At 64.0% G+C, this 12,445-nt stretch carries 10 protein-coding genes; 1 reads left to right on the top strand and 9 read right to left on the bottom strand.

From position 1 onward, the window contains the following. Positions 1–17: 17 nt before the first annotated feature. The 7 genes from SCA01S_RS02595 to SCA01S_RS02570 all read right to left on the bottom strand — a co-directional run bounded on the left by SCA01S_RS02595 (position 18) and on the right by SCA01S_RS02570 (position 8,475). Positions 18–1,739, bottom strand: a complete 1,722-nt coding sequence (locus SCA01S_RS02595) for a M10 family metallopeptidase (protein ID WP_062782557.1) — start codon at positions 1,737–1,739, stop codon at positions 18–20. Positions 1,740–1,857: 118 nt separating this feature from the next. Then, positions 1,858–3,312, bottom strand: a complete 1,455-nt coding sequence (locus tag SCA01S_RS22925; RefSeq protein ID WP_167542859.1) for a M10 family metallopeptidase — start codon at positions 3,310–3,312, stop codon at positions 1,858–1,860. Between the two features lie 181 nt (positions 3,313–3,493). After that, positions 3,494–4,663, bottom strand: coding sequence for a BaiN/RdsA family NAD(P)/FAD-dependent oxidoreductase (locus SCA01S_RS02585; RefSeq protein WP_062782554.1), 1,170 nt, complete (start codon positions 4,661–4,663; stop codon positions 3,494–3,496). 140 nt (positions 4,664–4,803) lie between these two features. Further along, entirely contained in the window at positions 4,804–6,216 is a 1,413-nt protein-coding gene (lpdA, locus tag SCA01S_RS02580) for a dihydrolipoyl dehydrogenase (protein ID WP_062782551.1), read from the bottom strand. Positions 6,217–6,228: 12 nt separating this feature from the next. Beyond that, the gene (locus SCA01S_RS02575; protein WP_022677071.1) at positions 6,229–6,603 is read right to left on the bottom strand and encodes an acyl-CoA thioesterase; all 375 of its coding nucleotides are present in this window, start codon (positions 6,601–6,603) and stop codon (positions 6,229–6,231) included. A gap of 13 nt (positions 6,604–6,616) precedes the next feature. After that, the gene (locus SCA01S_RS22050) at positions 6,617–7,189 is read right to left on the bottom strand and encodes a hypothetical protein (RefSeq protein WP_157088837.1); all 573 of its coding nucleotides are present in this window, start codon (positions 7,187–7,189) and stop codon (positions 6,617–6,619) included. A gap of 2 nt (positions 7,190–7,191) precedes the next feature. Further along, positions 7,192–8,475, bottom strand: a complete 1,284-nt coding sequence (locus SCA01S_RS02570; RefSeq protein ID WP_062782548.1) for a pyruvate dehydrogenase complex dihydrolipoamide acetyltransferase — start codon at positions 8,473–8,475, stop codon at positions 7,192–7,194. Positions 8,476–8,728: 253 nt separating this feature from the next. Here SCA01S_RS02570 and SCA01S_RS02565 point away from each other — a divergent pair, with 253 nt between their 5' ends. Further along, positions 8,729–9,190, top strand: a complete 462-nt coding sequence (locus tag SCA01S_RS02565) for a universal stress protein (protein ID WP_062783000.1) — start codon at positions 8,729–8,731, stop codon at positions 9,188–9,190. A gap of 108 nt (positions 9,191–9,298) precedes the next feature. Here SCA01S_RS02565 and SCA01S_RS02560 read toward each other — a convergent pair whose 3' ends face one another. Then, on the bottom strand, positions 9,299–11,593 hold the full coding sequence (locus tag SCA01S_RS02560; RefSeq protein ID WP_062782545.1) for a ribonuclease R family protein: 2,295 nt from the start codon (positions 11,591–11,593) through the stop codon (positions 9,299–9,301). A gap of 51 nt (positions 11,594–11,644) precedes the next feature. Beyond that, positions 11,645–12,406 (bottom strand): helix-turn-helix domain-containing protein, encoded by a 762-nt coding sequence (locus SCA01S_RS02555; RefSeq protein WP_062782542.1) that lies wholly within the window; start codon positions 12,404–12,406, stop codon positions 11,645–11,647. Between the last annotated feature and the right edge of the window lie 39 nt (positions 12,407–12,445).

Genomic DNA, 12,445 nt, shown 5'->3' with positions numbered 1-12,445 from the left:
GGAAAGTGCGTAGCCGTTCAGAGCAGGAAATCGCCCTTTGCCAGCGACAGGCTGCCTTGCAGCAGCAGCGCGAAATCAGCCAGGCCATCGCCGTTGATGTCCCCCTGAACCAGGGTGTTGCCGCCGGTGATAGCATAGCGCAACTCGCCCGCCACATGGTGGAAGGCGGCCGTGCCGATGAACGCAAAGGCATCGTCGGCGCTGGTCAGGCTGTTCGCGTCAATCGGCGTCAACACGATCAGATCGCCGTCCACATGCTTGAAATCGGTGATCACGTCACACGTGGTGGCTGTGCTTCCGGCAAATTCGATCACCCGCTCAAACACGAAGCGATCGGCGCCGCTGCCGCCGGTGAGCCGGTCCTGGCCCGATCCGCCGCGCAAGGTATCGGCGCCGGCCATGCCGTTGATCGTATCGTTGCCGCCATTGCCCGACAGGATGTTGTCGTTGGCATCGCCCAGCAGGGTATCATTGTGGGCAGAGCCGGTAACGCGCTCCACGCCCGAGATCGTGTCCTTGCCCAGGCCGGCGGCGGTGCCATCGCCCACTCCCGTCGCCAGGTTGACCGTGACGCCCACCGTCGCGCCGGCATACGTCACAAGATCGAGGCCAGGCCCGCCGACATAGCGATCGTTGCCCAGGTCATCACCGGCCAGGAAGGTATCGTTGCCATCGCCGCCCGAGAGAATGTCATCGCCCTTGCCGCCCGAAAGCTTGTCATTCCCGCCATAGCCATAGAGCCGGTCGTTGCCAGCGTTGCCATAAAGCGCGTTGTTCGCCTCGTTGCCCACCAGCGTGTCGTTGCCAGCGCCGCCATAGCAGTCTTCGATTGTCACGTTGTAGGCGATGCCCAGGTTGTTGGACACGCTGACATTGGTAAACCCCAGCGTGGAATAGGCGCCAGGGTGGAGATCAACCCAGCAATCCAGCTTGAACGTGCGCAGGTCGATCAGATCCTTGCCGCCGGCATCCCAGATCGTGGCGTAAAACGGGCTGCCGGGCGAATAGGCATAGGTGTTGTCGCCGGCATGATAGCTCATGTTCGCGCCATAGATCGCCTGGATCGCGGCGATATCGTAAACCATCGGCGTCTGGATGATATAGTCGAAGTCTTCCTTGGCCGGGTTGTAGGCATAGACCCCATAGGGATCGTTGTAGGACATGATCGTGTAGTTGCGATAATCATACCCGGTGGGGATGATATTGCCTTCCGATGGATGCGCCAGGCCCAGGGCGTGGCCAATCTCGTGCATCAGAGCGGTGAAATTGTAGGTGTTCACCGCATAGGAATCGCGCCCATACAGCGGGTTGATCCAGATATCGCCGTGGCTATTGGCCAGGCCGCCAGCCGTGGCCTTGGTATAGCCCCAGGCATCGCCCACGCGCGAGGACAGGCCCAGGCGAATGTCCCCCACGGTGCCGCCGGCGGTTTCGGCCACCTGCTTGAACGAAAGGTTGGCCACGTTGGACCATTGCGCAAACGCCAGGGCGACATTGGCATAGTCGCCAGACGGCAAGGCGCCGACCGTGGCTGCGGTCATTTCGGTGCCATAGCCGCTGGCAAAGGCCGAAGCGACGCCGCCGCCCCAGATGAAGCTGTAGCTGACCACCGTCTTGCCGGCAGAGACCGTGGACCACGCCAGGCGATAGGCGGGATCGGCCTGGAGCAAGGCATTGAACCGCGCGTCGGCGGTCAGCGAATAGGTCTTGACCGGCGATGCCTGGGTATAGGTGGCCACGCGTGCATTCCCGTACGGTTGAAGGCTTGCCTTGGTAGGCAAGCCCGCCGCGTTACGGGACGGACGACAGGTTCAAAGTGGAGCCGTGAGCGCTCCTCCCCCTGGCAAGGCGTCCAGGCTAGAGCACGAAATCAGTGGCGGCAAAGGCGATCTTGCCCGCCGCTTTCAGCCAGAAATCAGCCACGCCATCGCCATTGACGTCACCCTGGATCACCGTGGCGCCGCCGCTGTACATATAGCGCAATTCGCCCGCCACCTTGTGGAAATTGGCGGTGCCGATGAAAGTGAAGGGATCATCGGCATTGGCGTTGGTGCTGATCGCATCGATCTGGTTGAGCTTGATCACGTCTTTCTGCGTCTTGCTGAAATCGGTGATCGCATCGCAACTGGCTAGGTCTTGCCCGGCAAAATCGGAAATGGCGGTAAAAACGAAAGCGTCCGCGCCGGCGCCCCCGGTCAGCGTGTCCTGCCCTGCCCCGCCGATCAGCGTATCGGCATCGTTGCCGCCCAGCAGCACGTCCTTGCCCGCGCCGCCGTTGAGCGTGTCGTTACCGCCATTGCCTGTCAGCGTATCGTCGCCGTCGCGGCCGAACAGCACATTGGCGATATCGTTGCCGACGAGTTTGTCGGCCCCGCTGCCGCCCGTGGCATTTTCGATCGTGCAGTTGAAGGCAATGCCGAGATTGTTGTTCAGCGTCTGCAGGTTGTCGAACACCAGGGTAGAATAGGCACCGGCGTGCAGATCAACGCGGCACCCCTTGGAAAAGGCGCTGACATCGATCGTGTCATTGCCGCCGCCATGCCAGATTGCGGCGAAGAACGGTGCCGTGGCGGAGTAGCTGTAGGTGTCATCGCCGGCGTGAAAGCCGGTGTTGGCGCCATAGATCGCCTGGATCGCGGCGATGTCATAGACCATCGGCGACTTGATGAGGTATTCGGTCTGCCCCGTGCCGCTGTTCACCCACCACACCCCCTTGGGATCGGTGTAGGACATGATCGTGTAATTGCGCACGTCAAAGCCCGAGGGCATCTTATTGCCTTCAAACGGGTGATCGAGGCCCAGGGCGTGGCCGACCTCATGCATCATCGCCATGTAGTTGTAGGTGCCCACCGCGAACGAGCCGTTGCCATAGCTGGGCGAAATCCAGATATCGCCATGGGCATTGGCCGCGCCATTGGATACCAGCTTGCAATAGCCCCAGTATTGTCCGCTCACGCTGGACGATTGCGCGACGCGGATATCGCCGACGGTGCCGCTGTCGGTCTCGCTCACCTGGGTAAAGGTGATGTTGGCCACATCGGACCACGCCTGGAACGCCGCCTTGATGTTGGCGATCTGCGCGCTGGGCATGGCGCCATGGGTGGCCGCGCCCGGTTCGCTGCCATAGCCATTGGCAAACTTGCTGGCGACGCCATCGAGCCACGGGAAGCTGTAGGTGATCGCCGTCTTGCCATCGGCAATGGTCGACCACTTGGAGCGGAACATGGCCTTGGAATAGAGCAAGGCGTCAAAGTATTTGTTGCCGGTAAGCGCATAGGTCGAAACGACCGACGCATCGGTATAGTTGGGCATGGGGGTGTGGTCCTTGATCGCACGATGCCCGGCTGGCGGGCTTTCCATGGCGAACAGGCCACATAGACCATCAACAGCGCGTATGTTTAAGGGCACGTGCTTGCACCCAATTGGCATTATCCTGCCGTTATCCGGCAGGTTTCTGCCGGTTCAACCCGCGTTTCCCTAGGTATTCCCCCGATCAGGCGGCCATGCCGGCCGCGTGCGCGCTGGCCCAGGCCCACTGGAAATTATACCCGCCCAGCCAGCCGGTCACGTCCACCGCCTCACCGATCGCGAAAAGGCCTGGCACCTTGCGAGCTTCCATCGTGCGCTGAGACAGTTCGGCCGTGCTGATGCCGCCGGCGGTCACTTCGGCCTTGGCAAAGCCTTCGCTGCCATCGGGCATGAAATCCCAGGCATGCAGGCGCGCCTGCGCGGCGCGCAAGGCCTTGTCAGGCAGGTTGCCCATTTCGGCCGCCAGGCCAAGCTGATCGGCCAGGGCGGTGGCCAGGCGCTCGGGCAGCGCCTCGCCCAGCACGCTGCGCAGGCCGGCGCGCGGGCGCTGGCGCTTGGCATCGAGCAGCCAGTCGCCCGTGCGGCCGGGCAGGAAATCGATGCGCACGACCTCGCCGCGCTTCCAGTACGAGGACACCTGGAGGATCGCCGGGCCGGACAGCCCGCGATGGGTAAACAGCGCCGCTTCGGCAAACCGCGCCTTGCCGCAGGTGGCTTCAACCGGGGCGGCAATGCCCGACAGTTCACGGAACAAGGCCGCCTCGGCCGGCAGCGTGAGCGGCACCAGCGCCGGGCGCGGTTGCACCACCTTGAGGCCGAATTGCCGCGCCAGGTCATAGGCAAAGCCGGTGGCGCCGATCTTGGGAATGGCCGGGCCGCCGGTGGCGATGACCAGCGACGGGGCGGCAAATGCGCTTTCCCCCGCGCTGACATGGAACAGGCCATCGGCGTGGCGCACCGCGGCGATCGGGCTGTTGCAGCGCACCTGCGCGCCAGCGGCGGCGCACTGGTCCATCAGCATGTCGACGATCTGGCGGGCAGAGCCATCGCAGAACAACTGCCCCAGCGTCTTTTCATGCCTGGCAATGCCGTGGGCATCGACCAGGGCAATGAAATCGCCCGGGGTAAACCGGCTGAGCGCAGAGCGCGCGAAATGCGGATTTTCGGACAGATAGCGATCAGGCGCGGTGTGCAGATTGGTGAAATTGCACCGTCCGCCGCCCGAGATCAGGATTTTCTTGCCTGGCTTTTCGGCGTGATCGAGCACCACCACGCGGCGCCCGCGCCCAGCCGCCGTGGCCGCGCAGAACAGGCCAGCCGCCCCGGCGCCCAGGATGATCACATCGTGCGTCATGCCTGGGGCCGTGGGGGATTGGTGGAGGTTTGGCAAGAGGGTGGGCGGTTGGGGTGCAACATGCCCTCCCCCAGCCCCTCCCGCACGCGGGAGGGGAGTAGATAGGCCTCCCTCCCGCACGCGGGAGGAGGCCGCTTGCCTTAGATGTGCAGGGCGCGGCCGTAGGCGGCGAGCACCGATTCATGCATGGATTCGCTGATGGTCGGGTGCGGGAACACCGTGTGCATCAGTTCGGCCTCGGTGGTTTCCAGCGTCTTGCCCACGACAAAGCCCTGGATCATTTCGGTCACTTCGGCGCCGATCATGTGCGCGCCCAAGAGTTCGCCGGTCTTGGCATCGAACACCGTCTTGACGAAGCCTTCCGGCTCCCCAAGCGCGATGGCCTTGCCATTGCCGATGAACGGGAACGTCCCGGCCTTGACGGTGTAACCGGCTTCCTTGGCCTTGGCCTCGGTCAGGCCGACGCTGGCGATCTGCGGGTGGCAATAGGTGCAGCCGGGGATGTTGGCGCGGTCCATCGGGTGCGGGTGCACGTCCTTATTGCCGAGTTCGGCCGCAATGGCTTCTGCCGCGATCACGCCCTCGTGGCTCGCCTTGTGCGCCAGCCACGGCCCGGGCGTCACGTCGCCGATCGCCCACAGGCCCTTGGCGCCGGTGCGGCCATAGCCGTCGATCTGGATGAAGCCGCGCTCCATCTTCACGCCCTGTGCTTCAAGCCCGATGTTCTCGGTATTGGGCACGATGCCGACCGCCACGATCACATGGCTGTAATCGCCGTCGATCACCTTGCCGTCCTTGGCCTTGATCTTGGCCTTCACGCCATTGGCCGACACCGCCAGGCTTTCCACGCCCGCGCCGGTCATGATCTTCATGCCCTGCTTGGTCAGCGCCTTTTCGAGGAATGCCGAAACATCGGCGTCTTCCACCGGCACGACGCGATCGAGCATTTCGACCACGGTCACGTCAGCGCCCATGTCGTTGTAGAAGCTGGCGAACTCGATACCGATCGCGCCCGAGCCGATGACCAGCAGCTTGCTCGGAAGCTCCTTGGGCGTCATCGCATGGCGATAGGTCCACACGCGGTTGCCATCGGCCTTGGCGAACGGCAGATCGCGTGCGCGGGCGCCAGTGGCCACGATCACGTGCTTGGCCGAAATCGTTTCGGTGCCCTTGTCGCCGGTCACTTCGATGCTGGTGGGGCTCTTCAAGACGCCCGTGCCCATGTGCATGGTGATCTTGTTCTTCTTCATCAGGTGCGTCACGCCCTGGTTAAGCTGCTTGGCCACGCCGCGCGAACGCTTGACCACCGCGTCCAGATCGGCGCGGATGTTGTCGGCCGCCAGGCCATAGCTCGCCGCGTGCTTCATGTGGTTGAGCACTTCGGCCGAGCGCAGCAGCGCCTTGGTGGGAATGCAGCCCCAGTTAAGGCAGATGCCGCCGAGCAGCTCGCGCTCGACAATGGCGGTCTTGAGACCCAGCTGGGCGCAGCGGATTGCCGCCACATAGCCGCCAGGACCCGAACCGAGGACGATCACGTCATATTGATCAGCCACTTGGAATTCTCCTTATTCGTCAACCGGGCGGGGCCGGCCGGTGCCGTCAACGGCAACAAACGTGAACTTGGCCTGGGTGACCATCGAGGACTGCTCGCGATGGCGTTCGCGGCGCCATGCCTCGATGGCGATGGTCATCGAGGTGCGCCCGGTCTTTTCGATTTCGCCATAGACCGACACCTCGTCACCCACCTTCACCGGATTGAGGAACTGCATGCCGTCGAGCGCGATGGTGACCGCGCGCCCGCGACAACGCCGCGAGGCGATCAGCCCCGCAGCATTGTCCATCAGGCACATCAGCCATCCGCCGAAAATGTCGCCATAGGCGTTGCAATCCGCCGGCATGGCGGTGACGCGGATGGCCGGCTCGCGGCTGCTTACGCTCATAAATTGACAGCTCTCATTTCAATACTCCGATTTCCAGAAGTCGAATTAATGCCGTCAACGTCAAAAATACGAATCCAACGCAAATCACAAGAACTCGAACCTTCGCGGTGACTAGCGCTCGCGCTATTGGGCTTGAAAAAAAGCGCCCTATAGCCACACTCCAGTATGAGTCCTCCGAAATTTTCAATATTTCAGGAACAGAATTTCCATCGGCAATCATTCTAAATGAAAAAAATCCGCCACTTTTTAAAAGTTCAATATCAACCCTCAATGCACCATTTGGAAGTAAACTTAGACCTACAATTCCCCAGCTTCCAGGACCATCAATAATGGTTGCGCGATGAATTTTCAGATTTCTATCGTGGCTGCAGACATAGAGCTCCTGCTTACCAACGATATTTCGAAAACTTCTGACCTTTGCAGACCAAATCGAATATCCTGATTTTTGCCGATGTTCAGTGAAATTTATTTCCAGAGGCGAAATTCGCCAACTAATCCACGCGATGAGTCCGGTACTAGCAGCTACCAGGGCAAACAGGCCAGTCACAGCCTGCGTAAGCCCTAGCAGCGTGTTAGTATCCGTCATTCCTAGGCAACCAGCGCCAAGGGGTTTTCGACGATCTGCTTGAACGCCTGCATCAGTTCGGCGCCATCGGCCCCGTCGATCGCGCGGTGGTCAAAGCTGCCGGTGGCGCTCATCACCGTCGCCACGCCCAGCGCGCCATCGACGATGTAGGGGCGCTGTTCACCGGCACCCACGGCCAGGATCATGCCCTGGGGCGGATTGATCACGGCTTCGAACTGCTTGATGCCGAACATGCCGAGGTTGGACAGCGAAGCGGTGCCGCCCTGGAATTCGTGCGGCTGCAGCTTGCCTTCGCGGGCCTTGCCGGCCAGCTGCTTGATCTCGGTGGCGATGGCCGAGATCGACTTGGCTCCGGCATCCTTGATGATCGGCGTGATCAGGCCCGAAGGCGCGGCCACGGCCACCGACACATCGACACGGGTGAAGCTGCGCAGCTCATCGCCGGCAAAGCTGACGTTGCACTTGGGCACCTGGACCAGGGCCTTGGCCAGCGCCTTGATCAGCAGGTCGTTGACCGAAAGCTTGACGCCCTGCGCTTCGAGCGCGGCGTTCAATTGGCTGCGCAGCTTGAGCAGCGCATCGAGGCGCACGTCGACCGTAAGGTAGATGTGCGGGATGGTCTGCTTGGCTTCGGTCAGGCGGCGCGCAATGGTCTTGCGCACGTTGTTGAGCTTCTGCGCTTCGTAAGGGATGCCGAAATCGGGCACTGCAGCCGGTGCGGGCGCCGCAGCCGGGGCCGGCGTGGCGGCGGCGGGCGCAGCCGGGGCAGCAGCGGTGGCGGGCGCTGCAGCCGCACCGGGCTTGGCCCCCAGCACATCGGCCTTGGTCACGCGGCCGTTCGGGCCACTGCCCTTGACGGCCGACAGGTCGATGCCCTTTTCAGCGGCAATGCGCTTGGCCAGCGGCGTGGCGATGACGCGATCGCCCTTGGCGGCCGGGGCAGCAGCGGGTGCCGGGGCGCTGGCAGCAGGCGCCGGCGCGGCTTCGGCGGCCTTGGCCGGCGCGGGTGCGGGTGTGGCCGGTGCCGGGGCGCTGGCATCTTCGTCTTCGCCGGCGATCATGGCGATCACGGTGCCAACCTTCACGCCTTCGCTGCCTTCGGCCACGTCGATCGACACGATCGTGCCTTCGTCCACCGCTTCGAATTCCATGGTGGCCTTGTCGGTTTCGATTTCGGCCATGATGTCACCCGAGGAAACCTTGTCACCAACCTTGACGAGCCAGCGGGCCAGCGTGCCCTCTTCCATCGTTGGGGACAGGGCGGGCATCTTGATCGCGATGGGCATGGGCTGTTTTCCGTGTCCTTGCTGACAAAAGTGTCAATTCGGTTTGCAAAACTGGTTTTTTCTCAAAAATTCGGGTTAAATCGAATTTCTGTTTCACCACTCCATTTCACCAGCCTTGCACCTTCGGTCAAGCCTCTAGCGACGCGCGCAGGCGATGATTTTTACGCATCCTGCCGTGCCCGTGCACCTCACCTATTTGCCAGAACCCCGCATTCGCGATACCACCTGCGCGAAACGGGGGCGGATCAAGCACATGCCAGACCAGCAGCGCATCTATCTGGTGATCATGGACGAGACGGAGGAAGCGGCGCGTGCCCTGCGCTTTGCCGCGCGACGCGCCGTGCGTACCAATGGCGGGGTGCACATTCTGGCGCTGGTGCCACGCCAGGAATTCGTCGCCTTTGCCGGGGTGCAGGCCACGATTGAACAGGAAGCGCACGATCGCGCCGAAGTGCTCGCCACCGCCGCGGCCGGCAGCCTCGCCAGTGAATCCGGCCTGGCGCCGCTGATCAGCGTGCGCCAGGGCAACGGCCCGCAGGTGGTACGCGAATACCTCAAGGAGCACCCGGAAGTGTCGGCGCTGGTGCTGGGCGCGGCTCAGGACAATCCTGGCCCGCTTATCACCCACTTTGCCGCGGCCGCGGGCACCCTGCCCTGCGTGCTGATGATCGTGCCAGGTGGCGTCGATGACGAGACGATCGACGCGGTGAGCTGACGCCGCCCCTCCACCACCGCTTCGCGGCGGTTCCCCTCCCCCGGTGGGGGAGGATCAGCAGGTCCTCCCCCACCGGGGGAGGTGGCGGCCGCAGGCCGTCGGAGGGGGTTACTTGCGCTTGCCCTGGTGTCGAATGTTGCCGGGCCGGCCGCGTTGGCCGACCATGTGCTTGCCGCGGAACTTGGGCTTGCCATCCAGCTTGCTGCCACGCCGCTCGATACGCTGCACGCCTTCGGCCACGTCCACCGGCTCGAACTTGAGCGCGCCGGTGAGCGGGTTGGCTTCGGCCAAGCGCAGCTTGAGGATCATGCCCATGGCAAATTCCTCCCCGCTCAATTCGCCGACCAGGCGCTGGGCCTTTTCATCGTAATTGAAGCGCTCGGCGCCCAGGGTCGACACCGGCACCAGGCCATCGCCGCCCAGACCCAGGATCGTGGCGAACAGCCCGAATTTCTGCACGCCACTGATGCGCGTGTCGAAGACCTCGCCCACGCGGGTGGATAGCCAGGCCGCAACATAGCGATCGATCGTCTCGCGCTCGGCTTCCATCGCGCGGCGCTCGGCCGCGCTGATGGCGTCAGAGACGCGGGCAAGATCGCCCTTGTCGCGATCAGACAGGCCCGAGGTGCCAGGGACGGCATGATCGGCCGGGCGTGGCTGCTCCAGGCCATAGGCATCGACCAGCGCGCGGTGCACCAGCAAGTCGGCATAGCGGCGGATCGGCGAGGTGAAGTGGGCATAGCTGCCCAGCGCCAGACCAAAGTGCCCGGCATTGCGCGGGCCGTAATAGGCCTGGGTCTGGCTGCGCAGCACCGCTTCCATCACCAGCGCCTTTTCCGCCTCGTCGGTCACGTCCTTGAGCATGCGGTTGAACAGGCCCGGCGTGATCACCTGGCCGAGCGCGAGCTTGCGATCGAACGTGGCGAGATAGTCCTTGAGCGCCAGCAGCTTTTCCCGGCTCGGCGGCTCGTGAATGCGATAGACCACCGGTGCGGTCTTGGCTTCCAGCGCCTTGGCTGCCGCCACGTTGGCCGCGATCATGAAGTCTTCGACCACGCGGTGCGCATCGAGCCGTTCGCGCAGGGCGATCTGGGCAATGCGGCCCTGATCATCGAGCATCACGCGGCGTTCGGGTAGTTCCAGTTCGAGCGGATCGCGCGCGGCGCGGGCTTTTTCGAGCAGGCGCCATGCTGCCCACAGGTTCTGCAGATGCGGCTCGGCCCGATCCTCATCGATGCGGGCCTGCGCCTCTTCATAGGCGATGACTTCATGGATGCGCACCAGCGCGCGGGTAAAGCGGAAATCCTTGATGCGGCCGTCGGCGGCAATGTGCAGATGGCAGGCCATGGCCGCGCGATCGGCGCCCGATTTGAGCGAGCAGACATCGGCGCTGAGCACTTCGGGCAGCATCGGCACGACGCGATCGGGGAAATAAACCGAGTTGCCCCGCTTGCGTGCATCGCGATCGAGCTGACCGCCGGGGCGCACGTAAAAGCTGACGTCAGCGATGGCGACCAGCGCGCGGAAGCCGCCCTCGCCATCGGGCTCGGCCCAGATGGCATCGTCGTGGTCACGGGCGTCGCTGGGATCGATCGCCACGATCGGCAGGGCGCGCAGGTCTTCGCGGTGATCGTGGCTGAGCGGCAGCTTGGCAGCAATGTGCGCCTCGTCCAGCGCTTCGGGCGCGAAGGACATCGGGATGCCGTGCTTGTGAATGGCGATCAGGCTGAACGCGCGCGGCGCGAGCGGATCGCCCAGCACCGCCGTGACCCGCATGCCCGAGCGCGGGCTGCGGCCGGCCGGCTCTGCCAAAACGAGTTGCCCGGCCTCTGCCCCGCCAAGATCGGAAATCGGCGCGGCGTGGCGCTCGCGCTTGTCGATCGGGGCCAGCCAACCCTTGCCCACGCCATCGAGTTCGACCACGCCCATGACCTGCTCGCTTTGCTGCGGCAGCTTCTTCATCGGGTGGGCCAGCCACTTGCCCGAACCAGACCCGCCAACTTCCTCAGTGCGGGCCAGCACGCGATCGCCCGGCTTGAGCGCGGCCTGGCGATCACGCGCCTTGCCCTTGGGCTCGATTACGCGCAGGCGCGGCGGCGGGCTGGCATCATCGGGCTGCCATGAATCGGGAATGGCCAGGACATGGCCTTCATCGATTTCGACGACGCGCAGCACCGTCACCTTGGGCACGCCGCCCATGGCGTGGAACGCGGTGCGGTTGCCGTCAATCAGGCCCTCTTCGGCCATGTCCTTGAGCAGCGCCTTGAGCGCGATCTTTTCCGTGCCTCTCAGGCCGAATGCCTTGGCAATCTCGCGCTTGCCGGCTGGCTCTGCACTCTGGGCGATGAAATCGAGCACCTGCTGGCGCGTAGGGAGTCCCGGGGGAAAATTGGTCTTGGCCATTCCAGCGCATGTGGGCGTTTGGCGCGCAAAGCGCAACCTTTGCCGCGCGCGTCACGCCGGGTGCAGCACCACCACCTTGGTATCGGGGCGATCGGCGGGAATCCAGGTGAACTGCCGAAAGGCCAGGTGCCCGTCCCAGGGATGGTCGAACCGGCGCAGGCCACCTTCGCGGCCCTGCACCACCTGCTCGTCCCACAGGCTGGCAAATTCAGCGCTTTGCCCGCGCAGATCGGCCACGATCCGCTCGCTGACCGGATCGCCATGGCGCCCGGCATGATCGGCGCGAAATTCCGCAATCAGGCGGCGGGCGCGCTCGTGCCAATCGGGCAGCATGGCGCGCGCTTCGGCCCGCAGGAACATGTAGCGCAGCAGGTTGCGCTCTCCCAGATCATCGAGCCAGCCGGGAAACAGCCGTGCGGCGGCCGCATTCCAGCAGGTCGCGCGCCAGGTGCGATCGAGGCCATAGGCCGGGCCAGGTGCGAAATCGACCAGCACACGCACCGAATCGGGCGCCTCTTCCAGCGCCAGGGCGACCGGCGCCTCGGGATCGAGCCGGCCGGCCAGTTCGAACAGATAGGCGCGCTCTGCCACCGACAGGGCCAGGGCCCGCGCCAGGCGGGCGAGCGCATGGGGCGATGGATTGGCCTCGCGCCCCTGCTCCAGCCAGGCCAGCCAGGTGGTGCTGATCCCGGCGCGGATCGCCAGTTCCTCGCGCCGCAGGCCGGGCGTGCGGCGGCGGCCCCCTGCCTCGGCCGGGCTGCGTTCGCGCATGGCGCGCAGGAAGCGGCCGAGTTCCAGTCTCGTATCGGTCATGGCAGCGCTTATAACAGGATAAACGCCAATCTTGTAACA

This window comes from Novosphingobium capsulatum NBRC 12533 (assembly GCF_001598375.1).
Taxonomy (GTDB): Bacteria; Pseudomonadota; Alphaproteobacteria; order Sphingomonadales; family Sphingomonadaceae; genus Novosphingobium; species Novosphingobium capsulatum.
The sequence above is the reverse complement of the archived record's forward strand: the minus strand, read 5'-3'. Positions and strand labels throughout refer to the sequence as shown.

Coding starts and splice junctions, on each gene's coding strand:
- SCA01S_RS22925 (WP_167542859.1), bottom strand. CDS start 3,312: ATGCCCAACTATACCGATGCGTCGGTCGTTTCGACCTATGCGCTTACC.
- SCA01S_RS02585 (WP_062782554.1), bottom strand. CDS start 4,663: ATGACGCACGATGTGATCATCCTGGGCGCCGGGGCGGCTGGCCTGTTC.
- SCA01S_RS02575 (WP_022677071.1), bottom strand. CDS start 6,603: ATGAGCGTAAGCAGCCGCGAGCCGGCCATCCGCGTCACCGCCATGCCG.
- SCA01S_RS22050 (WP_157088837.1), bottom strand. CDS start 7,189: ATGACGGATACTAACACGCTGCTAGGGCTTACGCAGGCTGTGACTGGC.
- SCA01S_RS02570 (WP_062782548.1), bottom strand. CDS start 8,475: ATGCCCATCGCGATCAAGATGCCCGCCCTGTCCCCAACGATGGAAGAG.
- SCA01S_RS02565 (WP_062783000.1), top strand. CDS start 8,729: ATGCCAGACCAGCAGCGCATCTATCTGGTGATCATGGACGAGACGGAG.
- SCA01S_RS02560 (WP_062782545.1), bottom strand. CDS start 11,593: ATGGCCAAGACCAATTTTCCCCCGGGACTCCCTACGCGCCAGCAGGTG.
- SCA01S_RS02555 (WP_062782542.1), bottom strand. CDS start 12,406: ATGACCGATACGAGACTGGAACTCGGCCGCTTCCTGCGCGCCATGCGC.